We start from the raw sequence: 23,630 nt of genomic DNA on the forward strand, positions 1-23,630 counted from the left end.
GGATTCAGTCTCAGCAGAGAAGGACACCCCCCACACTCTGACTGCGACCACCGACAAGCGTGAGACGTCAACGATGTCCCGACGACACGACGTCAAGCATGTCCCGAGCCCTTACACGTCACATCCGGGAACATCGCCACGACACCGGCCGGCGTTCGATCGCCCTTGTTCAGCCGGTCGGACGGTTCGACCATTCACAAGCCGCAGTTCACGTCGCGTAGCGGTCTCCTAGCAACCCGCCGCTTCAGCACTGCAACCTCGAACTATGACGCGCCGGCCGGGGAGCAGTGCTGGCCTGAGGATTCTGACAAGTTAGTGAGAACCCACAGGTGACAAGATCATGAGAAACCCCAGTTCGCGACTGACAAAGAGGATGAGATCCTACAGAACAGGAGGATGACAGGTCAAGCGTCACCGCACGGTGAAGTCGACCAACGATTCCAGCCCCCGGAGATCCGCACCGTTGCGCGTCACAAGCGTCAACCCGTTTGCGACGGCCACCGCTGCGATCATCCTGTCGAGGACGTGGGATCTTGCCCTACCGCCGTTGGCGACCGCCTGTCTGACGATGCGACCGTAGGCGACTGCGGCCGCATCGTCGTACGGAACGCCGTCCCGGAAGTGTGTGATCAAATCCTCCAGAAGGTCATGACGCGCAATTCTGGATTCGCCGTCGACCGTGTAGAGCCCCATGCGCAGCTCGGTGTACGACAGCGACGAGACGAAGAGTTCGTCGAAGTCGTCGAGATCGGGCGCCGTCTCGCCGGGCTTGTTCACCGCAACCAGCACCGACGTGTCGAGCAACGCTGCCACCATCAACGCTCCCAAGGATCGTCGACGTCCTCGGCCCGCTGATCCGCCAACTCCTCAGCCCAACGCGTGTCATGCGCGTGCGAGCGCATGAGAGCCGCGAACTCGCGCGGTGCCACGCCGATTCGCTTGGAAATCGGCCGCAACTCTGCGACCGGACGGTTGTGTTTGGTGACCACAAGCGTGCGGCCGTCAGCTACCGCGGACAGCGCTGCCGTCGGATTCTGGCGCAGTTCACCCACAGAAACGGACTCAGTCATGGCATCCATGCTCACGGCAATCTAGATATTTGTCTAACTACCCGGCGCGCACCGGGCGGCGCAATCACGGACGGTTGGTGCCGATGAGCCGGTCAACGACCTCGACACATTTCTGAAGTCCGGCGCTGTCGGCCATCGCGGTCGCCATGCGTTCGGCAGCCTGCGCATACGACGAGTCATCGAGCACGTGGCGCACCGCCTCGCGCACTGCAGCGGCAGAGGGCATTTCGGACTTCAGCCGTCGCCCGACGCCCGACCAGGCGATCCGCGCACCCACCTCGGGCTTGTCCTCCAGGCCACCACTGGTCACGACGGGGACGCCGTACCGCAGCGCGTACTGAACGCCGCCGTAGCCGCCGTTGGTGACGAAGACGTCGGTCTTCGGGAGCAGGTCGTCGTACGGAAGATATTCGGCGGCAAAGGTATTGGCGGGAAGCTCGGGAAGTGTGTCGACGCGTCGACCGCCGGTGGAGACGACGATGTGCACGTCGTCGTCGGCGAATGCCTCCAGGGTGGGGGTGATGATCTGACGGTAATCCCGGTTGGCGAAGGTGCCCTGCGTGACGTGGATGACCGGCCGCGAACCGTCGAGCTGCGACCACCAGTCGGGTAACGGGGCCCGCGAACCGGTCGCCGAGACCGGTCCGACGAAGTGGAGGTGCTCGGGAGCATCGCTCCTGGGGTATTCGAACTCGGGCACGGTGAACTGGAGGATGGCATCGGCGTGCCGTGGCCAGTCGAGAACGAGGAATTCCAATGGCGTGCCATGGATCTCGCGATGAATTCCGTCGGCGACCCTCTGCGCATCGGCCAGGACCAGACGACGCGCCACCTGGGCAAGCGCCGCGTTGCGCAGCCGCCCGACCGGCCCCGTCACGGGTAAGAGCCCCATCCCGCCCGGAGCCGTGTCGCGGCTGCTGATGAACAGCGGGGTCACCCCGCATGCGATCACGGGCGGGCGTTGAGCTGGGTCGCCGCCCAACAGGTACGCGCCTCCGGCGAACGCTCCGTCGGTGAGCACCGCGTCGGCAGGCGTCTCGGCGAAAAGCGTCTGCAGGGCCTGGTATTGCGATTGCGCAGGTCGGACAAACGTGTTCTCGATGTCAAAGGCGAGCGCCCGGATTCCGCTGAGTTCGCGGCGTTCGGGGAACACGACGTCCCAGTCCTGCCGGTCGTCGAAGTCCGCCTCCGGAGGTAACGGCACATGCTGCGCACCAACGGCTGTCACCTTCTCGGCGAAGCGAGAGCCGGTCAGAAAGCGGACACGATCCCCCCGCTCCACCAGGTGACGCGCAACGTTGAGCAGCGGCGTCACGTGGCCGTGCAGCGGCACGGTGCCGATGACGATGTCGGACATCGGGGGATCCTTCCGGGCGGTGTTGCACCCAGCGTCCTCCCTGAGGGGGCCGGGGTCGCGAGTAGCGGGCTACTCGGTTGCCGATGCCCGACGCGGTGTCCTTCTCACGACCGATACTTCTTGTCGTAGGGACCACGTAACGTCCCCGTCCGTGAAGATGAAAACATCGCGTGCCGCCGCATTCCTCGTCGCCCTTGCCGCTCCGTTCGCCATCGGCGTCGCCACCACCGCCCACGCATCCGCACAGCCCGTTGCCAATTCGGCCATCACCGGAGCGTTGTCGAGCCCGCAGGTTCAGTACGTTCCCGCGTCCACCGTGAGCCGGCAGAATGCCGTGGAGTCGGCGGAGGCCTACTTGAGCATCAGCGCGTTCTCGCGCCAGGGACTCATCGAGCAACTCGAGTACGAGGGCTTCTCCAACGCCGACGCGGAGTACGCCGTCGATCACATCACCGTCGATTGGAACGAACAGGCCGCAAAGTCCGCGAAGAGCTATCTGGAGATCAGTTCGTTCTCACGCCAAGGGCTCATCGAGCAACTGGAATACGAGGGCTTCACCCCCGCGCAGGCGCGGTACGGCGTGACCGCCGTGGGACTCTGACAGGCATTCTCGACGAAACGTCGTAGAACGTCACCCCAGAGCGTGACGTTCTACGACGTTCATCGTCTGTGCCACGAGCGTCCGACAGCACACAGAGGAATGCGCGCGCCTCACTCAAAACATGCGGCCGGACCCTGCCGCCAGCCGGCCGCGAAGGCCAGAGCCTGCTGCTCCGCCGTGCCATGGGCGTCGCCGGGCGCATCGGAATACCGGAACAGCTTGACGACCTCCTCGAGATCACCGTCCTCGACGACGATCACCCCGTCGCGCGCGAGATCGCCGAGCGCCCCGCCGGCCAGGCACTCGGCCTGCAACTCCTGCGGATCCTCGACCAACGACGACGGCACCTGCGCGAGAATCGCGTGCCCCCACTCGTGGGCGACCACGTCGTAGACGATGACGTCGCCGATCGAATCCGCCAATTCCAGGTAATCCGAACCGAATTGGACCGAGTGATCCCGCGGGCAGTAGATCGCATTCATCTCCGGCATCGGACCGCACGCGGTCGCGTCACCCGGATCGATGACTCCGCGGACGGTCGGCGGCTCGTAGTCGATCCCGAACATCTCCGGCGCCTGCTGCGCCCAATAGTCTGCGATCACGTCGACCGCGGCGTGGTAGTCCTCGGCAACCGACTCCGAGGCACCGGAGTCGGCCGCCGCGATCGCCGTGCCGTCGCCCACGGAGAATGCGGCAGCGGTGATCACCGTCGCCGCGGTGATCAGTGAGGTGAGAAATGGTCGCACGGGGGCGTCCCTTCGATGGGCGTCCGCCGCTGCGGGCGGGACGCTTGGATGGTGTTGCCCTATAAGAGGGACGGGGCACCGTCGCGGTTCCATCGAGTTGCGTGGATCATTCGAACGGTTGAGGCCGGGATGAGCGCTGTCAGTTCGGGAGTGAGCGCGGTCAACGTGTAAGCGAGCGCTGTGAACGTCGAGGTGAGCGCTGTCAGTGCGGGAGTGAGCGCTGTCAACGTCAGAGCGAGCGCTGTGAACGTCGAGGTGAGCGCTGTCAGTGCGGGAGTGACTCAGCCCTTCCGGAGCGCAGCCACGATCGCCGCGACTCGCCGGTCGCGGGTCTCGTCCTTCTTCGCCTCGGCCACCGAGCGCGCGAACTCCTTGCGTCTGGTGAACGAGAGGGCGTCGAAGGACGCCTTGATCGCCGGGTCGGCGGCCAACGCGTCGGCGAGTGCCGGCGGGATCTCGACCTCACGAGGGGCACTGTCGAGGGCGATCTCGACGTCGATGGTGTCGCCGGGCTCCACGCCGAGTCGTGCTCGAACCGCCTTGCTGAAGCCGACGACGTTCTGCCCGCCCATCCGGCCGACGCGCCCGGCGACGGTGACACCGCCGACGGTGATCGACACCGGCGGTGTCTTGCCGCCGCCGAGTACGGCGACTTGCTCATCGGTCAGCATCACCGCCGCCGCGGGCCCCGTCGGCTCCAATACCGTTGTGATGCTCAGCTTCTCGCCCATGGATGACTTCCTCTCAATCGTCGATGATCGCGGCACCGCGTCGTCGGAGTTCGGCGAGGCCGTCGCGTCGGGCCTGCAGCAGCTCGGGTGGATGCCCGGCCCAGTCGGTGAGTTCACCCACCACGCGCACCGCCGCCCGGGTCCGGAACGACTGGGTCGGATTGCCGGGGAACTTCTTGTCGGTCACGTTCGGGTCGTCCTCGATCGCACCAGTCGGCTCGACAACGTAAATGCGTCCGGGCCCGCCACCTCTTGCCAGCTCGGCACCCCACACCGCAGCATCCAGGGTGCGGGTGACGTACACGTGATTGGCGATGCGCCCGTCCTCGAAGTTCGATCCGTGACCGGCGACGAGGAGATCCCCGATCCGCAGATCGGCCTTGGTGCCGTGCAGGAAGGCTCCCGACTCGTGCGGCTCAAAGGGTTGCGGGGGTTGCTGTGTCACCGTGTCACTCCAGCCCAGGTTTGTGATGGGACTCGTCGAGACTGCTGATCACCGAGACTACTGGCACGCCACGTGAGAACAACGTCGTGGAACGTCATTCCCTGGAGTGACGTTCCACGACGAACTTCTGGTGGATCGCCGCTCCCGAGGCTGCCCTGGACCCGTCATGGGCCATGATGGAAACCCCTCGTCGTCGACCGCCGGAGCACGCATGCGCCTCACCTCTCTCGGCCGCCCGTCTCGCGGAGCGATCTGACGATGTCGTCGTCCCGATCGGTTCCCGTCACCCCGACCGACGTCGACCGTCTCTTCCCGTCGCGGTTGCGCAGCCTCGACGACAACGATCCGGTCGGGCCGCTGTGGCGGGCCGCGCAGATCTTCCGGCTCGCGTCGTTCTGTTACGCCCTCGGGTTCCAGATCGCCATCAACAACGACCTGGTGCGACCCGGCCTGACCTGGGTGCTCTTCGCGTTGATGGCCATCGCCAACGTGTGGTGGTCGATCGGATACGTCGCCGGTTTCGGACGCAACTGGTGGTTCGTCGGCAGCGAGATCGCGGTGTCGGTGGTGATGATCCTGTCGACCTCCTACGTCGCCGACGCGGCCTGGGTGGCCGGCAACCAACCCTGGCCCACCACCCTGTGGATGACCAACTGTGTCCTGTCGGCGGCGTTGCTCGGCGGGTCGCTCTACGGGATGGCTGCCGGCGCGGCCATCGGCGCGAGCACCTTCGTCGTCAAGAACTACATCGTGTGGAATTTCGGTCGTAACGCGACATTCCTGTTGCTCATCATGACGGGCATGGCCCTCGGGCTGGCCGCGACGCGGGCGCGCGTCACCCACGCCCGCCTGAGCGCCGCGATCCGGTCGGCGGCCGAGGCATCCGAACGTGAACGGCTCGCCCGCGAGGTCCACGACGGCGTGTTGCAGGTTCTGGCGCTGGTGGCTCGTCGTGGTTCGGAAATCGGTGGTGAGACAGCCGAACTCGCCAGGCTGGCCGCCGAACAGGAACAGCGTCTGCGACGGCTGATCGCCGCGCAACCGGCGACACCGGCCGACGATCCACCCGCCGGTGAGCAGGATCTCGCCGCAGCACTGCGGGCCCTCGGCAGCGACGCGGTGTCGGTCAGCACCCCACCCGACGCCGTCGCACTACCCGCCGAGGCGGCTGCCGAGATACTCGCCGCGGTCGGCAACATCCTGCACAATGCGGAGTTGCATGCCGGTCCCGACGCCCACAGCTATGTTCTGCTCGAAGATCTCGACGACGAGGTGATCGTCAGCGTCCGCGACACGGGCATCGGAATTGCGCCGGGACGTCTCGAACAGGCGCGTGCGGAGGGCAGGATGGGAATCGACCGCTCGATCATCGGCCGGATCGACGATCTCGGGGGCCACGCGCGGTTGCACACGGCCCCCGGCGCGGGGACCGAATGGGAGTTGACGATCCCGCGGGATCCGGTCGCGCACCGAGGAACGACGGAGGAGACAACCCGATGACCGCGACCGGTGATGCCCCGATCCGGGTGATGGTGGTCGACGACCACCCGATGTGGCGCGACGGCGTCGCCCGTGACCTCACCGACGAGGGGTTCGAGGTCGTCGCCACGGCCGACGGTGTCCGCGCGGCCACCGCACGCGCGGCCGCCGTCCAACCCGACGTGGTGCTGATGGACATGCAGATGCCCGACGGGACGGGCGCGTCGGCCACCGCCGAGGTCCTCGCGGCCTGCCCCAACGCCCACGTCCTGATCCTGTCGGCGTCGGATGAACGCGACGACGTCCTCGAGGCCGTGAAGGCCGGCGCCACCGGATATCTGGTGAAGAGTGCGCAACGCTCCGAACTGGTCGCCGCGGTCCGCGCCACGGCCGCCGGACAGACCGTGTTCACGCCCGGGCTGGCGGGTCTGGTCCTCGGTGAGTACCGACGGATCTCCCGCGATCCCGGGCCCGACACCCCTGTCCTCACCGACCGCGAGACGCAGGTGTTGCGGGAGGTCGCCAAGGGCCTCTCGTCCCGGCAGATCGCGACACGACTGTCGATCAGCCCGCGCACCGTCGAGAACCACGTCGGCGCTGCGCTGCGCAAACTCCAGTTGGCCAATCGGGTCGAGTTGACGCGCTACGCCATCGAACACGGACTCGACCGCGACTGAGACAACGAGCCGCCACGGCCCACTACCGAGGGCCACTGGGTAGATGTACGCATGATCGCCGGCCGCGTCTGATCGAGGCTTGCAGGCATGTCTCCCACCGCCCCCGACGGCTCCCCCGCGAGCCTGCTCCACCGCATTCACGGTGAGGTCGCCGACCTCACGCGACGCATGTCGATCGTCTCCGGCGACGTCGCCACCCTCGAATCGCTCCTCGCCGAATCCGCGCCGGCACCCGCTGACGCACCCACGCCGACGCCGACCGCGGCGCAGCCGATGTCCTCACCCCAGCAGCCGGCAGCACCGAACCCGACGTCGCCGCCCGCACCGCCATTTGTCGCACCGCCCGCCGCGGCACCGCACGCTGCATTCGCCGCGCCACCGTTTGTCGCGCCTCCGCTTGCCGCCGCACCGTTCGCCGGCGCACCATTCGTCGCCGCACCGTTTGCCGCCCCACCCGCTCCACCGTTCGTCACGGCACCCGCCGGTCCGCCGCCCTTCCCTCCGGGTGGCCGCCCCTACCCCGTCGGCCTTCCGCCGGCACCGCGCCCGTATACGCCCCCGCCACCGCGACCGTCGATGTCCGAGCGGATCGCGGCGGCCACCGAACGCGGTCTGGTCGGGACGGTCCTGGCCATCGCGGGCGTGGCCGTCACCCTGACCGGCGTGGTGTTCCTGCTGGTCCTCGCCGCGCAGGCGGGACTGCTGCGCCCGGAGATCCGCGTCGCCGGCGGTGCTCTGCTCGCGGCGATCCTGTTCGGTGCGGGTCTGCTTCTCGGTCGACGCGACGGCAAGCGCACCGCCGCCGGAGCGGTGATCGCCACCGGTGTCACCACGGCGCTGTTCGACGTCCTCGCCGCAACCGCCATCTATCACTGGTTCCCCGGCTATGTCGCGGTGATCGTCGCGGCCGTCATCGCCGCCGGCGGACTGGCCGTGGCACATGCGTGGAACAGTCAGGCACTCGGCCTGATGGTCGGTGTCGCGTTGATCGTGTTCTCTCCGTTCCTGTCCGGGGGACCGAACATCCTGCTCGTCGGATTCCTGCTCGCGTACTCGGCCGCCACCATGTGGATTCAGTTGCGGCGCAACTGGACCGCGCTGTATGCGGTCAACACCGTCGCCGTGGCCCTGCCGTTGATCGCCGTGGCGCTGACGGCCCCGGCCGGCGACGGCGCCCTGTTCGTGGTCGCCGCGCTGGTCAATGTGCTTCTCGCCCTGGGCTCGTCGGTCGTGTTGATGCGATGGTCCACTCGCGCACTACTGTTGGCGTTGTTCTCGGTGGTGCCGCTGCTGCCGCTGCTCGCCGCCACCGGGATTGTCGGGGCCGTCGTCGCCACCGTCGCCCTGTCGGCCGTCACCCTGCTGCTCGCATCGCTCGCGGTGGGCGGCGGGCAGCTTCATCCGTCGATCACCGTGGCGTGCCGGACCGTGTGGCTGACCGCGTCGGCGGCCACCGCCGCCGCCGCGCTGGGGTCGAGTCTCCACGGCACGGGCGTGATCGTCGGGATCGCCGGGGTGGGGTTGGTCGTCGCGGTCGCGAGTTGCTTCGGCGCGTCGCTGGACGCCCCGATCGCCCTGACGCTGCGCATCATCGGGTTGTTGTTCACCGGCGCAGCGATCCTGGCCACCCTGCCGTCGGGTGCCCTGCAGATGCTGTTCGTGTCGTCGATCGGGATCGCGGATCAGGCGATGCTGCTGGCCGCGGCGGTCCTGTCGCTCGTCGCCGCGGGTGTGCTCGTCTGGTCGTGGTCGCAGGGCCGTGCGGCCACCGACCAGCAGATCTTCGCCATTCTCGGTGGCCTGATCACGCTGTTCCTGGTCACCGAGATCTGTGTCTTCCTCGGGGGTCTGATCAGCGGTGGGAGCACCGGCGGTATCCGCGGTGGACATGCCGCGGCGACCATCGTGTGGGTGCTGGCCGCGGCGGCCGGTCTGCTGTGGGCGCGGCGCCTGCACGGCAACGCTCGCGGGATGACGATCACGGTGAGCCTGGCCGTCATCGCCGCCGCGATCGCCAAGTTGTTCCTGTTCGACCTCGCCGCCCTCGACGGCGTGTTCCGGGTCATCGCGTTCATCGTCGTCGGGCTGCTGTTGCTGTCGCTGGGTGCGGCGTACGCACAGTCGCTGGGTTCGCCGGACAACCGCGGTGTCGGGCCGCAAACGCATGGGCCGCAGATGCACGGGCCCCAGGCGCAGACGCCTCAGCCGCGATCGCCGCAGACCTGGTGATGCGGATGCGGTGACCTCGGCTGACGTGGACGGGCCGGTTCGGAGGATTCCTCCGAACCGGCCCGTCGTTGTGCGGGTCAGCGCTTGTGCGTGTGGGGGTCAGCCGATGATCGTCGCGAGCCGCTGCGCGAGACCGTCGAACTGATGCCCACCCGTGGTGTGGCGGTGCACGGTCGCCGACGGAAGCCGCGCGGCGTTCAGCGTCAGATGCCCGAACTCCACCACCTCGTCGTCGGCGCAGTGATGCAGCGCGAGTTCGACGTCGGGTTCGGGGCCGTCGAAGGCGTACTCGGGGACATCCCATCCGACGGGCTCGAAGTTCGGCATCGCCAGCAACGTGGCGCGCCGCACCGGCACGGAGGTGGCGGTCTCGGCCAGGACCTGGAGCAGCACCGATGCCCCGAACGAGTGGGCGACGAGGACGTCGTCGGGGCCGAGTCGGTGCAGGTGGGTGCGGATCGGGGATGCCCACGCGGCCGGTGACATGTCCTCGTCGGGGAGCAGCGGGTAGGTCAGGTCGGCGTCGAGCAGGCTCGCCAGCCCGTCGGCCAGGGATCGGTCGTCGTCGCCACCCCCGGCCCCGTGGATGAACAACAATCGCCTCGTCATCAGCGGCTCCTCTCTATGGTGAGTACAGACCCGGCCCGGCGACGAAACTCATCGCTGCCGGCGGATCGGGCGAAAAGATTCTCCTGAGACATGTCGAATTCCGTGTGGTGGCTCCGTCTCCTCAGTGAATGCGGAACACATGTCCGCGTCGGACGAAAGGCAGGCCGATGGCCAAGTATCTGATGCTCAAGCACTACCGCGGCGGAAAGACCCCGGTCAACGACGTTCCGACCGATCAGTGGACTCCCGCCGAGTGGGAGGCGCACATCCAGTACATGCAGGATTTCGCCGAGAAACTCGAGTCGTCCGGCGAGTTCGTCTCCGCCGACGCGGTGTCGATGGACGGCGTGTGGGTGCGTTCCGACGGTGAGGGCCGACCGCCGGTCACCGACGGCCCGTTCGCCGAGACCAAGGATCTGATCGCTGGCTGGATGATCATCGACGTCGATTCCTATGACCGCGCCCTGGAACTGGCCGGCGAGTTGTCGGCGGCTCCGGGCGCCGGTGGGCGTCCGCTCGGCGAATGGCTCGAGTTGCGGCCGGTGATGTCCGCGCCACCGACCATCACCGAATGACCACCGGCGACCGCGGGGATCTCGGGGATCTCGGGGATCTGGATGCGTCGGCGATCGGCGCCCAGATCCCCGCGGTCATCGGCATCCTCGTCGGACGCGGGGCCGACTTCGCCTCCGCCGAGGACGCGGTGCAGTCCGCGCTGGTCCGCGCCTGGGAAACCTGGCCGACGCGGCCCCCACAGAACCCGAAGGCCTGGCTCGTCACGACCGCGTGGCGGATCTTTCTCGATCAGGTACGTGCCGACGGATCCCGTGCTGCGCGTGAGCAACTCGTCGCCGCCGAGCCGGCGCCCGGCGACTCGGCAGACACCGACGACACGCTGTGGTTGTACTTTCTGTGTGCCCATCCGCGGTTGACGCCGTCGTCGGCGATCGCGTTGACGCTGCGCGCGGTCGCGGGCTTGACGACCCGACAGATCGCCGAGGCGTACATGGTGCCGGAATCGACCATGGCGCAACGGATCAGCCGGGCCAAGCAACGCATCGCGGGTGTCCGTCTGGACGAGCCGGGTGATGTGGCGGCGGTGCTTCACGTGCTGTACCTGTTGTTCAACGAGGGATACTCGGGCGAGGTCGACCTCGCCGCCGAGGCGATCCGGGTGACCCGCACGCTCGCAGCACGGCTCGACGATCCGGAGACCGACGGGTTGCTCGCGCTGATGCTGCTGCATCATGCTCGACGTCCGGCGCGGATCGGCGTTGGCGGACAACTCATTCCGCTCGCCGAGCAGGACCGGTCGGCCTGGGATTCCTCGCTCATCGTCGAGGGGGTGGCGATCCTGCAGGCCGCGCTGGCTCGCGATCGGCTCGGCGAGTATCAGGCCCAAGCGGCGATCGCCGCCTTACACGCGGATGCCCAGCGTGTGGAGGAGACCGACTGGGTGCAGATCGTCCAGTGGTATGACGAGCTCGTGGTGTTGACCGATTCTCCTGTCGTGCAACTCAATCGAGCCGTCGCGGTCGGGGAGGCCGACGGTCCGGCCGCCGGGCTCGCCGCGCTGAGTGAGGTCGATCCGACGGTGCCCCGGTTTGTCGCCGCGTCCGCCCATCTACATCTCAACGCCGGCGACTACGCGACGGCCGCAAAGGAATTCGCTGAGGCTGCGCGCCAGGCGACCACGAACGCCGAGCGCGATCATCTGACCCGACAGGCCCTGCACGCCACCACCACGCTCAACACCGGAGACGATCGCCCGACGGACCACTGAGGACGCTGTGCGGATCACTTTGACAGAAGGCACTGCATCTTCCTCACTTGTCAGACAAGTGCTACTCTGCGTGCACACTGCTGGTTCGCTCAAGGAGACCCGATATGACGTCCCGCCATCCGTCCGATCACCACCGCGCAGACCGGCCCGGGCTGGGCATAGCGCTCGGCATCGGCGCGACCGGCGGCGTCATCGGGGGACTGCTCGGCGGCGGTAGCGGCGTCTTCTACGTCCCCGCTCTCGAGAAGGTGACCTCGCTGTCGCGGCCGAGCCTGCACGGCACGGCCGGCGCCGCCAACATCGCCGTCACCGGAGTGGGCGCGGCGACCTTCGCCCTGGTCGGTGGCTCTATCGATCTGCACGCCGGCACCGGAATGGTCATCGGCGGAACACTCGGCGCACTCCTCGGCGTGCCATTGATCCTGAAGATCCCGCACCTGGTGCTGCGGTGGTTGTTCGTCGCGATTCTGCTGGCCACGGGCCTCAAACTGATTCTCGATGCCGCCGGAGCCGACCCCCTCCAGGGATCGGCCGTGGTGCCCGCCGGTTGGATTGCCTCCTGGGAATTCACGCTTCCGGTTTCGCTGATTCTCGGGTTCGTCATCGGGGCCTGGGCCGCCGGTATGGGACTGGGTGGTGGTCTTCTCGCCGTGCCCGCACTGATGCTGCTCTTCGGTACTGACCTGCCGACCGCGGAAGGCACTTCGCTGCTGATGTTCTTTCCGAACGCCATCGTCGGGACCATCGCCCATGCCCGCCAGGGCACGGCCGATCTGCGCCTCGGCACCCTACTCAACATCGGCGCGCTGCCAGGCGCCGTCGTCGGGGTCCTGCTGGCGTTGGCACTCGACATCAAGGTCCTCAGCGTGGTGTTCGCCCTCTTCGCCCTCGCAATCGCCGTCCGAGAGATGTACCGCATGTGGCGTGAGGTGAGCGCTGCGGCGCAGCCCACGGCAGCCCGGTCTGACTATCATCGTCAGCGATCGTCGTCACATGGCTAGGGATGCGGGAAACGGGAGAAATGGAAGCACTCACACGGGTGCCGCTGTCGGAGCGGGCGGCCCGGGCATTGCTCGACGACATCCGCGACGGACGTTGGGCGATCGGTGAGCAACTTCCCGGTGAAGTGGCACTCGCGAGCGAACTCTCGGTGGGCCGCTCGACGATACGCGAGGCGATCCGCCGGTTGGCTGCTCGCGGCGTGTTGGTCACCAAACAAGGTGTCGGCGTGTTTCTCGCCGCCGCAGAACCGGCCGAGCCATGGGATCAGCTCGCGCAGATCGCCGAGATCGGCGACGTCTTGCAGGTCCGCATCGCCATCGAGTCGCGGGCTGCCGCACTGGCAGCCCTCGCCCACGACAGCGAAGATGCGACCGCGATTCGGGAGGCCCTCAACGCCCGCAACGATGTCGCCGGCTCCGGGCCCGAAGCACTTGCGACGGCCGACATCCGACTGCACCGGCGAATGGTTCAGGCGTCGCACAGCCCGTTGTTGATCGCGCTGTTCGACAGTCTGCGACCGCGCCTGATCACCGCCATGACCGACATGCTCACGTTGATGGACCTCGACGATCACGACACATCAGATCACGAGAGATTGGTGGCAGCCGTCTTGGACCGTGATCCGGAAACTGCCGAAGCTCTCACTCGCATACACCTTTTGGGCCTCGCAGACCAACTCGGAAAGCGGGATTGAGGGCGGACCGTCGCGCTTGGGCCCCGTCACCTTCCGATGGCGGACGCCACGATGTCGGCCATGGCCCGCCGACCCAGCGGGGTGGGGTGACGGGCCTGAACCGTGAGCGCGTCACTGTTGCCCTGGAACCATCGCAGGGCGTCGGGGGCGCACGCGTCGTGTCCCCGGGCGGGTGTGGCGATGTCGACGAACTCCGCGCCCGATCTGGCGGCCGCGGATCGGAGCACATCGTTGAACCGGTCGAAGAACCGGGTCACGACGGGAACATCGGCGTCGCTGATGTTCGCTTGTCCAGGACAGCCTTTCGCCCCGTAGTAGCCGCCGTGTCCGACGACGAGCACCCGGGCCGATGGGGCCTTGGCGTGCACCGCGCGCAACGTCGTGTCCATCTTCGGTGCCAGTCCGTCCAGTGCGGTGTCGATGGTCGAGGCCATCGACGTGTTCGTTCGGCATCGTGCGTCCATGCCGAAGATCGGTGCGAAGCACGGGGAGATCAGCCCCCACCAGCCGATGTCATTGCCGCCGATCGACAGGGTCACCACCCGTGTCTGTGCCGGCAGCGCCTCGATCTGCGGGCGCATGAAGCCGTGGAGGGTGAGTTGCGGTGTGGTGGTCACGTTGGCAGTGGTCGCGCCGCCGCAGGCCCGCGTGGTCACCGAGACGCCCAGTGTCGTCGCAGCGAGCAGCGGGTAGGAGTCCGGGCCGCGACCACATCCGTCGACGAACGGTGCGGTCCAGGAGGCAACGGTCGCACGCGAATCACCCAGCGCCACATAGTACGCCGAGGCGGCAGCAGGGGCAGCGCCCGCCGGGGCGAGCGTCATGACCGATGTCAGCGCCGACAGACCGACGATGAGCACGAAAACGGCACGACGCCACACGAAGACGTCACGGAGCATGTCCACCTACCCGAGATCAGCCCCGACGACCGGCGATGAGATTAGCATCCCTGCAGGTAGCCGACGACTCGACCGTTGGGACCGGCGAAGAGATCAGACGGGACGTCGGGTGGCCGGGTCCTGGCAGGCGCTGTTGACCGCCGGGATCACCTGGGGACGAAACCCTGCTCCGGAAGAGATTGTGAGCGCCGAGACGAGTCCACCCACCGCGCACATGGCGGACGCGATCAGCATCGCGACGCCGAATCCGTCACCCAGCGGTTCACCCGGTCCGGCCGTGATCCCGGCGACGGCTGGAAGGACCGCGACCGCCAGCAGGCCCGCGATGCGGGCCACGGCGTTGTTGACGCCCGCCGCGGTACCGGCGTGTGCATCGTCGACCGCGCCCAGCGCCACGGCGGTCAACGGGGCCACGGTGACCGTCATACCGATCCCGAAGAGCACCACGGCGGGAAAGGCCGACGTCAGATAGTGCTGTCCGGGAACGACTCTGGCCATCAGACCCAAGCCGACGGCGGCGATCACGGGGCCGATCGTCATCGGTATCCGTGGGCCGGTGCGCTGGGCGATGGCGCCCGCGGCGGGCGACCCGAACAGCATGATGACCGTGCCCGGGAACATCGCGGCTCCGGCCTCGAGGGCCGAGTACCCCATGCTCTGTTGTAATTGCAACGCCAGCAGGAACAGCGCCCCACCGAGGGCCGCGTACACCAGCAGGGTGGTGAGGTTCGCCCCGGAGAACTGGCGGGACCGGAACAGCTCAAGCGGCAACAATGGTGTGCGCACCCGGTTTTCGACGATGAGGAACCCGCAGAGACTGAGGGTTCCGATCGCGGCGGCGACGATCGTACCGGTCCCCCAGCCGCGTGCCGGACCCTCGATCAGGGCATAGATCACCCCGGCCAGTCCGATGGTCATCGCCAGTGCGCCCGCGAGATCCAGCCGGCCGGTTGCCGATCCATCGCGGGACTCCGGGATGTGTTTCAGCGCAATCAGTATCGCTCCGGCAGCGAGCGGAACACTGAGCAGGAAGACCCACCGCCACGACACCGCGTCGACCAGCCAGCCTCCGACGAACGGTCCCAATGCACTTGTTGCTCCGGACATCCCGGCCCAGAGGCCGACCGCCCGGCCACGATCGTCTTCGTCGATGCCGGCATTGATCAGTGCCAGGCTGCCCGGCACCACTGCGGCCGCGGCAATTCCCTGGACGAGCCTGGCCGCCACCAGCCAGCCGATGGTCGGGGCGCATCCGCATCCGATCGATGCCAGGGCGAACAGCACCAGTCCACCGACGAACACGCGGCGGCGGCCGTACCGATCCCCGGCGACCCCGCCGATCAGCAGAAGGGCGCCGAGGGTCAGCAGGTAGCCGTCGAGTACCCACTGCTGGCCCTGCAGTCCGGTGTCGAGGTCGCGCGAGATCGCCGGCAGGGCAACGTTGACGACGGTGCCGTCGAGAAATGCCACACCCGATCCGAGCACCGACGCGGCGATCAGCCAACGTCCTCGCGCGCTCGAGATCGGGGTGGTCATGTGGGGAATGCAGTCGTGATCGCGTTCAGCTCTTCGTTTTTCCGTCGCTGCCTGCCGCGAGGGCCCACAGGACGAGCACGGGCTGACCGAACAACCGCACCAGTCGTTTGGTATCGGAGTCGAGTCCGAAGGCGTCGATGTGGGCGACGTACTGATGGATGTTGCCGGGGAACACCGCGATGAAGAACAGTGCGGCGATTCCCGCGACGATGCGGCGATGCCGTGGCAGTGCGATCAGTGCCGCGCCGAGGCTGATCTCCACGACCCCGGAGGCGAGGACCGTGAAGTCCTTGCCCACCGGCACCCAGTCGGGGACCTGGGCCTGGAACTCGTCACGCTGAAATGTCATGTGCCCGATGCCGGCCAGTGCGAGGACCGCTCCGAGCGCGATGCGGGCTGCGGCTCGCCCTCGGGATTGGGGCGTCGTGGTCGGCGCAAGCGATGCAAGTGACATGGTTGGCCCTCAGTCCTCGGAAATCGTCAGGGTGACATCGACATTGCCGCGAGTCGCGTTGGAGTACGGGCACACCTGATGCGCCTTCTCCGCCAGTTCCTGCGCGGTGGCCTTGTCGACGGCGGGTAGCGTGATCTCCAGGTCGACCGCGATGCCGAAACGCCCTTCCGCGTCGGAGTCCAACGAGACCCGTGCGCCGACAGCAGAATCGGTCACGTCGGCCTTCTCGGCACGCGCAACCACCCGGAGTGCACTGTGGAAGCAGGCCGCGTATCCCACGGCGAACAGCTGCTCGGGGTTGGTGCCCTCACCGGTGCCACCGAGTTCCTTGGGCGTGGCCAGGTCGACGTCGACGCGTCCGTCCGAGGTGCGTCCGTGTCCGTTACGTCCGTCGCCGGTGGCCAGTGCTTCGGCGGTGTAGAGGTGACTCATGCGGATTCTCCTTGTTGCCGTTGTGATTGTTCTCGTTGTGTCTGAACGGAATTGAGTCGATCGAGTTCGTCGACGAGGTTGTGCAGGACTGCCTTGAGGGGACCGAGGTCGTCGGCCGTCACCGAGGGTTCGTGACCGTCCGCGGTCAACGCCTCGACGGAATCGGCGAGCGCAGCGGTGACGCAATCCGAGCGATCCGAGATCGCCGCGCCCTCGTCGGTCAGTTCGACGATGACGGACCGTTCGTCCTCCGGCGAGCGACGACGACGCACGAGACCCGCCGACTCGAGGCGGCGCACCAAGGGCGACACCGTCCCCGAATCCAGGTGCAGTCGTTCACACAATCCGCCGATGGGAACCGATCGTTGCTCCCACAGCACCATCATCACCAGGTACTGCGGATACGTGAGTCCCAGTTCTCGCAGGCCAGGGCGTTGGGCAGCGATCACGGCCCGCGAGGCCGCATACAACGCGAAACACAACTGGTCATCGAGGCGTGGGCTGTTCACGTCATCGACTGTAGACGTCATTTATATGTTGCACAACCTAGTTGTGTGGCACAAGGTTGGCGGTCCGGCATCGGCTATCACCTACGAAGGTGGCCTCGACCTCTCCAAGCTCGGCCCGGCAGACACGGGCCTCGACCAGCGGGTAGTCGTCACACCCGTCGGTCGAGCCGGTGCGAGCCCCCAGGGCGAGCGCCGAGTCGAGACCACCGAAAGCCGACAACCCCACGCGAGGAACCGCATCCACCCACCGGGCCTCAACCTGCCGATATCTCGATCCGCACCGCGTCGGGATAGAAGGCCAGATGATCGGCGATGTCGGCGACGGCCGCATACGGCGTGGCGTAGAACCATGCGTTGTCGGCCAGCACGGTTCCCGTCGCATCACGCAGGCCGTGATAGCCGGCGTCTCCCTTGTAAGGGCAGTAGGTCGAGAGGTCACTGCCGGTCAGCACTTCGGCGACCACGTCGGCGCGTGGTACATATTGCACTGCCGGATAGGTTGATTCACGCAGGGTCTGGGCACGGGTGGTGTCGGCGATCAGGGTGTCGCCCAGCCACACCCGCACCCGCCCCGGGGTCGGTTCGACGGTGATCGGATGGGTGGCGTCGGGTGTGAGGTGCGGTCGGTCGGACATGAGGTTCCTCGCTATGGGGTGGTGGTTCGTGACTTCAGCAGAGCAGCAGCCCTTTTCAGATCGCTGCGCAATGCCGCGGGGGTGATCAGACGCAGAACGTAAAGTGTTGGTGCCGCGACGGTCGGTACGGTCATCACCGCCGTGGCCGTGACACTGGTGCGATCTTCAGCGGGAGAAGCGAATTCGAGGACGAGTTCGGCGTCGACGGGTCCCCAACGGCCGATTTCCGCCCAGCGACGGCAGGGTTCGTTGGTGACCACCTCCATCGCCGGGCGGACCAGCGGAACCCGGGTGATGTCACGCCAACTGCTCCCCACATCACCAGGACGCGAACCCATCGCGACCACGTCGTCGATGCGTGACAGGCTCGATTGCCACTCGGGTCTGTGGTCAGGATCGGTGAGATAGCCGAACGCCACGTCGACGGGCGCATCGATATCCACACGCACCGAGGCGATCTGCGATCGGGCGGTCACAACGACGGCCATCCCGCCGGTCCGGTGCTGCCCGCCGGATACTCATCCATCGCGACCTTGTCGGCTTCCCAGGCGTCGATGACGGGTTGTATGATGCGCCAACACTGTTCGGCCGCGTCACCACGGACGGCGAGTGTGGCGTCACCGTCGAGGATGCCGGACAACACCTCGGCGTAGGCGCGGACCGATCCGCTGCCGAGGTCGGTGTCGAAGTCGATGGTCTTGAGGGTGAACGGATCGGCACCGTCGTGGACATTCAGTTGGACCGACATGGCGTCCGGTCCGAGACGCAGCCGCACCACGTTGGGCGCCACATCGGTGCCGAACTGTGCGGGGATGTGGCGCAGTGGGCGGAACGTCAACGCGATCTCCTTGTCCGCTTCGAGCGCCTTGCCGGATCGCAGCGTGAAGGGAACTCCCTGCCAGCGAGCCGATCTCACCCCGAGTGTCACCTCGGCCAGGGTCTCGGTGTTCCGTGCGGGATCGACACCGTCCTCGTCGACGTACGACGGCATCGACTCTCCGCCCGACTCGCCCGCGGTGTAGCGGGCACGACGCGAGGACGCCACCGGGTCGTCGTCCCAGATGTGCGTGGCGCGCAACGCCGCACCGGTCGCGTCACGCAGGTCGCGTTCTGCCAGCGAGGCGGGCGGATCCATGGCGACCACCGCGAGCAACTGCAGCAGGTGGCTTTGCACCATGTCCCGCAACGCACCTTCCTTCTCGTAGAAGTCGGCGCGCCCCTCTAATCCGATGCTCTCGTCGTACCGAATGACCACCGACTCGATACTGTCCGCCGACCACACCGGCTCGAACAGCCTGTTGGCGAACCGAATACTCAGGAGATCGAGGAGGACCGACTGACCGAGGAAGTGATCGACGCGGAACACCTGCTCTTCCGGAACGAGTTCGGTGAGCAGGGCATTGAGCTTGCGGGCACTGTCTTCGTCGGTGCCGAAGGGCTTTTCGGGTGCCAGGATGGTGCCGTCGGGAATGTCGACGTCCCGCAACGCCTCACACGACCGTTGCGTCACCGCGGGCGGTACCGCGAAGTAGAGCACCGGGCGACCCTTGGCCTCGTCGAGCAATCCGGACAGATCGTCCGATTTGGTCAAATCGCCTTGCCGATAGACGGTTTCGTCGGCGAGTTTACGTGAGGTGGGTCCGGCATCGTCACCGAACGCCTCACGCACCTCCGCGCGCCATTGGTCGTCGGGCCGTTCGGAGCGGCCCACACCGATCAGGTGGACCTCGCGGTCCGGCTCACGATCGAGAAGCTGCCCGAGCGCGGGCAGCAGCAGGCGTTTTGTGAGGTCACCGGTGGCGCCGAAGATGATCAGGGTCGTTGCCGTCATATCTACTCCTTCGTCGGAGGGCAGAATCGAATCATGGCCGCCTACATCGAAGACTACGCACTTGTCGGGGACTGCCGGACCGCCGCGCTCATCTCGATCGGCGGTGACATCGATTGGCTGTCGGTTCCCCGTTACGATTCGCCGTCGATCTTCGGTGCACTACTCGGCACCCAGGAGCACGGCTCCTGGCGGCTGGCACCGACCGATCGCGACGCGCGCGCCACCCGACGCTACGACGGTGACTCCATGATCCTGGTGACGCGGTGGGAGACGACCGGCGGGATCGCTGAGGTCTGCGAGTTCATGCCGATCGACGGTGAAAGGGTCGACGTGATTCGTCGCGTCGTCGGTGTCGAGGGGAGTGTGGAATTCGGCACCGAACTGCGGATGCGGTTCGACTACGCGCGCACCGTCCCGTGGGTGTTGCAGGCCGGCGACGACGACGAGCCCGCACTACGCGGCATCGCCGGCCCGGATGCCGTCGTCGTGCGCGGCGTCGCGCTGCACGCCGAGGACCACGTGCACCGCGGGACCCTCACCACCCGCCCGGGCAGTACCGACGACCTGGTGATGACCTGGCAACGTTCCTACCGCCCGGATCCGGACCCACTCGACGTCGACGCCGCGCTGCGTGAGACCCGCGAGTGGTGGTCGCACTGGGCGGGACGGATCGACCACGACGGCCCCTACCGGGACCAGGTGGTGCGCTCGCTCGTCGTGCTGCGTGCCCTCAGCAACCTCGACACCGGTGGCATCGTCGCCGCGGCCACGACGTCCCTGCCCGAACAGATCGGCGGCGGCCGCAACTGGGATTACCGCTACGTGTGGCTGCGCGATGCAGCCCTCACCCTCGATGTCCTGGTGTGCCACGGCTTCCTGCACGTGGCCGAGCATTGGCGGAAGTGGTTGATGCGTGCGATCGCCGGCGACCCGACACAGCTGCAGATCATGTACGGCATTGCCGGAGAACGAGATCTGCCCGAGCGCGAGCTCACCCACCTCCCCGGCTACGAGGGGTCGTCGCCGGTCCGCATCGGCAACGCGGCGGTGTCTCAGTATCAGGCCGACACCATCGGCGAGGTCCTGGTGGCCCTGGAATCGGCTCGCGACTCCGGGCTCGAGGAGACGTCGATGTCGTGGTCGCTGCAGCGAGAATTGCTGTACCAGGTCGAGGCGAACATCGATCGTCTCGATCAGGGCATCTGGGAGATGCGTGGCGAGGCACGACGTTTCACCCACTCCCGGGCGATGGTGTGGGCGGCCCTCGACCGTGGCGTGCGCGCGATCCGGGCCCACGGCCTCGAGGGGCCACTGGATCGGTGGGAGCGGTTGCGCGACAAGGTTGCTCACGAGATCGACACCACCCTGGTCGACCCCGACACCGGCGCCTTCGTGCAGTACGAGGGAACCACCGAGGTCGACGCCGCCCTCCTGCAACTTCCACAGGTGGGATTCTGCGAACCGGACGACCGGCGAATATTGGCCACCGTCAAGCGCATTGAGCAGACACTTATGGTCGGTGGCCTGGTCACGCGGTATCGCACCGACGCCGGCGTCGACGGAATCGACGGTGGCGAACACCCTTTCATGGCGTGTACCTTCTGGCTGGTCGAACAGTATGCCCGCAGTGGACGCATCGAGGACGCGCACGATCTCATGAAACGCGCCTGCGCGACCGCCAACGACGTCGGACTGTTCTCCGAGGAGTACGACACCGATGCCCGACGTCAGACCGGGAACATCCCGCAGGCGTTGTCACACTTGGCTTTTGTGCGTGCCGCGGATGCGTTGGCCGGCACCTCAGCCGACGGGTGAGTTGACGAACCAGACGATCTCCTCCCGCATGCCGGTGCTGCGCCAGCCGTCGGCGGTGCGGGTCATGGTGTGGTGGTAGTACCCGCCGCAGGTACTCAACTCGTCGAATCCGGGGATCTGCATCGGGTTGTAGAACTGTGCGATCACGGTCGCTGAGTCGCCGTCGACCGCGATGTCGAGGTTCATCACGTAATGCATGGTCATCGTCAACGACGACAGACCCGGCTCCAACCAGGCGATGACCTCGTCGACAGTGCCGACGATCCCGAACGGTGAGGAGCGGTAGTCGATGACGGCGTCGTCGGTGAACACGCGGCGGTACCGATCCCAGTCACGGGTGTCGACCGCGCGACAGTACTCGGTGAGAAGGTGTTGGATCTCGAGGGTGTCGGTCGCCTGTTGCGCATCCACGCACACCGACGCTACCTACCTCCCGATCGTGGGCCGCACGGGGGGATTCTCGCCGTGGGCTGCCTCGTGCATGTAGACGTCCGCCCACTCGACTGAGTACCGCGCACACTCGACGCGAAACAGCGCCCACTCGACGGGTCATGGGGCGAACGCCGGACCGTCGAATCGTTCTCGCGTCACGAACTCCTCGACCGCTTCTCGCCGCAGCCTGGTGAGTTGTTTGACGGGTTTGCCCAGCGGGATCACGGCGGCGAGGGCGAACTGGTCGGGGATGCCGAGGAGTTCACGCACGGCGGGTTCTTCGGCGACGGCCATCGAGGTGATGGTGCCGCCGAATCCCTCGGATCGGGCGGTGGTCAGGATGTTCCACACCAGCGGATAGATCGATGCACCGCTGACGACGCCGATCCGGTCCAGGTCCTGATCCATCGCGGCCACCACGCCGAGATCGACGGTCACCACGAGCAACACCTGCGCGTGGACGAGCGGGGCGACGAAACCGTCGACGGCGTCGTCCACATTGCGCAGATCGTCGTCGGTGATCGCGGTGGGATGCACCGGGTTCCACGGCTTCTCGCCGATCGATTTCTGCGCGAGGTAGCGGCGGGCGCCCGGCTTGCTCAGATCGGCCAGCGCACGCTTGGTCGCGTCGTCGCGGACGACGATCACGTGGGCGCCCTGGCGGTTTCCGCCGCTCGGAGCGAAGCGTGCCGTGTCGAGGATGCGCCAGAGGGTCTCGTCGGGGAGCGGATCGTCGGTGTACCTGCGCGCGGCGAAGGTGGTGCGGATGACCTCGTCGAAATCCATGGACTCGCTCCTGCTGGTGGTGCCTCGTGGCCGGCCCCCGATGAACCCTGCACCCCCATGCAACCATGCCTGCGCCCGCCGCAGCTGTCGGGTCAGTACAGCAGCGGCCCGAGTGCGCTCGCGAGTCCGGCGGCACCGCCGGCCAGCGACCGGATGGCCTCGAGCCGGCTCGACACTCCGCCGATCATCACCGCACCGCGCACGTCACCGTCGATGTCGAGGATCGGGACCGCGACATGCGCATGCTCGGGCACGAGCTCACCGTCGTCGACCGCCACGTCGGTACGTCGGACCGTGGCGATCTCCTCGTTCAAGTGTGCGAGGTCGACGATAGTGGCGGGGGTGAGGGGCGTGAGGGTGGTGCCGACGACCTCCCGCCACTGCGACATCGACGCCAACATGAGTTTGCCGGCCGCCGACGCGTGCGGATACCGCATCAACTCGCCGACTCCGGTCAGCGGATGATCCGGGTCGGGATCGAGGACCCGCAGTGTCGTCCCCGACGTGCCGGTGGGCCGGAAGTAGATCAGGTGAACCGCGAAACGCACCGACCCACGAAAATCGTCGATCAGCTGACGGGCCCGCGCCGGGACCGGCGGTGGGATCACCGCACTCACCAACGACGACAGCCGGGTACCCAACGCGAAGCCACGCAAATCGGCTGTGCGGACCAGGAATTCATCGGCGACAAGGTTGTTGAGCAGCCGGTACGTGCTGGCCGGCGGCAACCCCAGATGCTCGGCGATCTCCTGGCCGGTGGTGCCGATCCCGAGATCGGCCACCGTCTCGATGATCTGCAATGCACGCGACACCGAGTCCGAGCGTCCTAACGCCATCGCGCACCCACCGCACCGCGTCGGCACGCGTCGCCGCGACAC

Annotated in this window: 27 protein-coding genes; 9 read left to right on the forward strand and 18 right to left on the reverse strand. The window is 67.1% G+C overall.

The features are described 5' to 3' along the window. Positions 1-411: 411 nt before the first annotated feature. From ABLE94_RS25295 to ABLE94_RS25305, 3 genes are all read right to left on the reverse strand, one after another. Positions 412-816, reverse strand: coding sequence for a type II toxin-antitoxin system VapC family toxin (locus tag ABLE94_RS25295; RefSeq protein WP_348806454.1), 405 nt, complete (start codon positions 814-816; stop codon positions 412-414). After that, positions 816-1,070: a type II toxin-antitoxin system Phd/YefM family antitoxin gene (locus tag ABLE94_RS25300; RefSeq protein WP_348806453.1), complete on the reverse strand. Its 255-nt coding sequence runs from the start codon at positions 1,068-1,070 to the stop codon at positions 816-818. Before ABLE94_RS25300 ends, ABLE94_RS25295 begins: the two co-directional genes overlap by 1 nt. Positions 1,071-1,134: 64 nt before the next feature. Further along, positions 1,135-2,427: a glycosyltransferase gene (locus tag ABLE94_RS25305; RefSeq protein WP_348806452.1), complete on the reverse strand. Its 1,293-nt coding sequence runs from the start codon at positions 2,425-2,427 to the stop codon at positions 1,135-1,137. A gap of 157 nt (positions 2,428-2,584) precedes the next feature. On the opposite strand from ABLE94_RS25305, the gene ABLE94_RS25310 reads away from it, so the two are divergent. Further along, on the forward strand, positions 2,585-3,028 hold the full coding sequence (locus tag ABLE94_RS25310) for an Ltp family lipoprotein (protein WP_348810238.1): 444 nt from the start codon (positions 2,585-2,587) through the stop codon (positions 3,026-3,028). Between the two features lie 110 nt (positions 3,029-3,138). Here the strand turns inward: ABLE94_RS25310 and ABLE94_RS25315 are convergent, their stop codons facing one another. The 3 genes from ABLE94_RS25315 to arr all read right to left on the reverse strand — a co-directional run bounded on the left by ABLE94_RS25315 (position 3,139) and on the right by arr (position 4,950). Then, on the reverse strand, positions 3,139-3,774 hold the full coding sequence (locus ABLE94_RS25315; RefSeq protein ID WP_348810219.1) for a neutral zinc metallopeptidase: 636 nt from the start codon (positions 3,772-3,774) through the stop codon (positions 3,139-3,141). Positions 3,775-4,055: 281 nt separating this feature from the next. Beyond that, entirely contained in the window at positions 4,056-4,505 is a 450-nt protein-coding gene (locus ABLE94_RS25320) for a YdeI/OmpD-associated family protein (RefSeq protein ID WP_348810220.1), read from the reverse strand. A 13-nt stretch (positions 4,506-4,518) separates the two neighbouring features. After that, on the reverse strand, positions 4,519-4,950 hold the full coding sequence (gene arr, locus ABLE94_RS25325; RefSeq protein ID WP_348810221.1) for an NAD(+)--rifampin ADP-ribosyltransferase: 432 nt from the start codon (positions 4,948-4,950) through the stop codon (positions 4,519-4,521). A gap of 258 nt (positions 4,951-5,208) precedes the next feature. Here arr and macS point away from each other — a divergent pair, with 258 nt between their 5' ends. From macS to ABLE94_RS25340, 3 genes are all read left to right on the forward strand, one after another. Next, positions 5,209-6,450: a MacS family sensor histidine kinase gene (macS, locus tag ABLE94_RS25330; RefSeq protein WP_348810222.1), complete on the forward strand. Its 1,242-nt coding sequence runs from the start codon at positions 5,209-5,211 to the stop codon at positions 6,448-6,450. After that, entirely contained in the window at positions 6,447-7,106 is a 660-nt protein-coding gene (locus tag ABLE94_RS25335) for a response regulator (protein ID WP_348806447.1), read from the forward strand. The genes macS and ABLE94_RS25335 overlap by 4 nt, the downstream gene beginning before the upstream one ends. A gap of 87 nt (positions 7,107-7,193) precedes the next feature. After that, entirely contained in the window at positions 7,194-9,335 is a 2,142-nt protein-coding gene (locus ABLE94_RS25340; protein ID WP_348810223.1) for a DUF2339 domain-containing protein, read from the forward strand. 99 nt (positions 9,336-9,434) lie between these two features. Here the strand turns inward: ABLE94_RS25340 and ABLE94_RS25345 are convergent, their stop codons facing one another. Further along, the gene (locus ABLE94_RS25345; RefSeq protein WP_348806445.1) at positions 9,435-9,944 is read right to left on the reverse strand and encodes an alpha/beta fold hydrolase; all 510 of its coding nucleotides are present in this window, start codon (positions 9,942-9,944) and stop codon (positions 9,435-9,437) included. 167 nt (positions 9,945-10,111) lie between these two features. Between ABLE94_RS25345 and ABLE94_RS25350 the strand changes: the two genes are divergently transcribed. The 4 genes from ABLE94_RS25350 to ABLE94_RS25365 are packed head-to-tail and all read left to right on the forward strand — an operon-like array spanning position 10,112 to position 13,423. After that, positions 10,112-10,519 (forward strand): YciI family protein, encoded by a 408-nt coding sequence (locus ABLE94_RS25350; RefSeq protein WP_348806444.1) that lies wholly within the window; start codon positions 10,112-10,114, stop codon positions 10,517-10,519. Beyond that, the gene (locus ABLE94_RS25355) at positions 10,516-11,727 is read left to right on the forward strand and encodes an RNA polymerase sigma factor (protein WP_348810225.1); all 1,212 of its coding nucleotides are present in this window, start codon (positions 10,516-10,518) and stop codon (positions 11,725-11,727) included. Before ABLE94_RS25350 ends, ABLE94_RS25355 begins: the two co-directional genes overlap by 4 nt. A 47-nt stretch (positions 11,728-11,774) precedes the next feature. Further along, entirely contained in the window at positions 11,775-12,728 is a 954-nt protein-coding gene (locus ABLE94_RS25360; protein WP_348810226.1) for a sulfite exporter TauE/SafE family protein, read from the forward strand. Positions 12,729-12,748: 20 nt separating this feature from the next. After that, on the forward strand, positions 12,749-13,423 hold the full coding sequence (locus tag ABLE94_RS25365; protein ID WP_348806441.1) for a FadR/GntR family transcriptional regulator: 675 nt from the start codon (positions 12,749-12,751) through the stop codon (positions 13,421-13,423). A gap of 26 nt (positions 13,424-13,449) precedes the next feature. On the opposite strand, the gene ABLE94_RS25370 is transcribed toward ABLE94_RS25365, so the two are convergent. The 8 genes from ABLE94_RS25370 to ABLE94_RS25405 form a co-directional block, all read right to left on the reverse strand. Continuing rightward, positions 13,450-14,322 carry an SGNH/GDSL hydrolase family protein gene (locus ABLE94_RS25370; RefSeq protein ID WP_348806440.1) on the reverse strand — a complete coding sequence of 291 codons (873 nt, stop codon included), beginning with the start codon at positions 14,320-14,322 and terminating at the stop codon, positions 13,450-13,452. Positions 14,323-14,415: 93 nt separating this feature from the next. After that, complete coding sequence (locus ABLE94_RS25375; RefSeq protein ID WP_348810227.1) at positions 14,416-15,858, reverse strand: DHA2 family efflux MFS transporter permease subunit; 1,443 nt, start codon at positions 15,856-15,858, stop codon at positions 14,416-14,418. 25 nt (positions 15,859-15,883) lie between these two features. Then, positions 15,884-16,312 (reverse strand): DoxX family protein, encoded by a 429-nt coding sequence (locus ABLE94_RS25380; protein ID WP_348806438.1) that lies wholly within the window; start codon positions 16,310-16,312, stop codon positions 15,884-15,886. Positions 16,313-16,321: 9 nt separating this feature from the next. Continuing rightward, positions 16,322-16,744, reverse strand: coding sequence for an organic hydroperoxide resistance protein (locus ABLE94_RS25385; RefSeq protein WP_348806437.1), 423 nt, complete (start codon positions 16,742-16,744; stop codon positions 16,322-16,324). Continuing rightward, entirely contained in the window at positions 16,741-17,253 is a 513-nt protein-coding gene (locus ABLE94_RS25390) for a MarR family winged helix-turn-helix transcriptional regulator (RefSeq protein ID WP_348810229.1), read from the reverse strand. The genes ABLE94_RS25385 and ABLE94_RS25390 overlap by 4 nt, the downstream gene beginning before the upstream one ends. A gap of 254 nt (positions 17,254-17,507) precedes the next feature. Then, a complete protein-coding gene (locus tag ABLE94_RS25395; RefSeq protein WP_348810230.1) occupies positions 17,508-17,888 on the reverse strand; it encodes a DUF427 domain-containing protein in 381 nt (126 codons plus the stop codon). An 11-nt stretch (positions 17,889-17,899) separates the two neighbouring features. Beyond that, the gene (locus tag ABLE94_RS25400; RefSeq protein ID WP_348810231.1) at positions 17,900-18,376 is read right to left on the reverse strand and encodes an SRPBCC family protein; all 477 of its coding nucleotides are present in this window, start codon (positions 18,374-18,376) and stop codon (positions 17,900-17,902) included. Next, positions 18,361-19,719: a glucose-6-phosphate dehydrogenase gene (locus ABLE94_RS25405; protein WP_348810232.1), complete on the reverse strand. Its 1,359-nt coding sequence runs from the start codon at positions 19,717-19,719 to the stop codon at positions 18,361-18,363. The genes ABLE94_RS25400 and ABLE94_RS25405 overlap by 16 nt, the downstream gene beginning before the upstream one ends. A 33-nt stretch (positions 19,720-19,752) precedes the next feature. Here ABLE94_RS25405 and ABLE94_RS25410 point away from each other — a divergent pair, with 33 nt between their 5' ends. Next, positions 19,753-21,534, forward strand: a complete 1,782-nt coding sequence (locus ABLE94_RS25410) for a glycoside hydrolase family 15 protein (RefSeq protein ID WP_348810233.1) — start codon at positions 19,753-19,755, stop codon at positions 21,532-21,534. On the opposite strand, the gene ABLE94_RS25415 is transcribed toward ABLE94_RS25410, so the two are convergent. From ABLE94_RS25415 to ABLE94_RS25425, 3 genes are all read right to left on the reverse strand, one after another. Beyond that, positions 21,520-21,945 carry a nuclear transport factor 2 family protein gene (locus ABLE94_RS25415; RefSeq protein WP_348810234.1) on the reverse strand — a complete coding sequence of 142 codons (426 nt, stop codon included), beginning with the start codon at positions 21,943-21,945 and terminating at the stop codon, positions 21,520-21,522. The two genes, ABLE94_RS25410 and ABLE94_RS25415, sit on opposite strands and share 15 nt — an antisense overlap. A gap of 138 nt (positions 21,946-22,083) precedes the next feature. After that, a complete protein-coding gene (locus ABLE94_RS25420) occupies positions 22,084-22,752 on the reverse strand; it encodes a nitroreductase family protein (protein ID WP_348810235.1) in 669 nt (222 codons plus the stop codon). A gap of 92 nt (positions 22,753-22,844) precedes the next feature. Beyond that, complete coding sequence (locus tag ABLE94_RS25425; RefSeq protein ID WP_348806427.1) at positions 22,845-23,588, reverse strand: IclR family transcriptional regulator; 744 nt, start codon at positions 23,586-23,588, stop codon at positions 22,845-22,847. Positions 23,589-23,630 lie beyond the last annotated feature (42 nt).

This window comes from Gordonia sp. VNK1 (genome assembly GCF_040049135.1).
Lineage (GTDB): Bacteria > Actinomycetota > Actinomycetes > Mycobacteriales > Mycobacteriaceae > Gordonia > Gordonia oleivorans.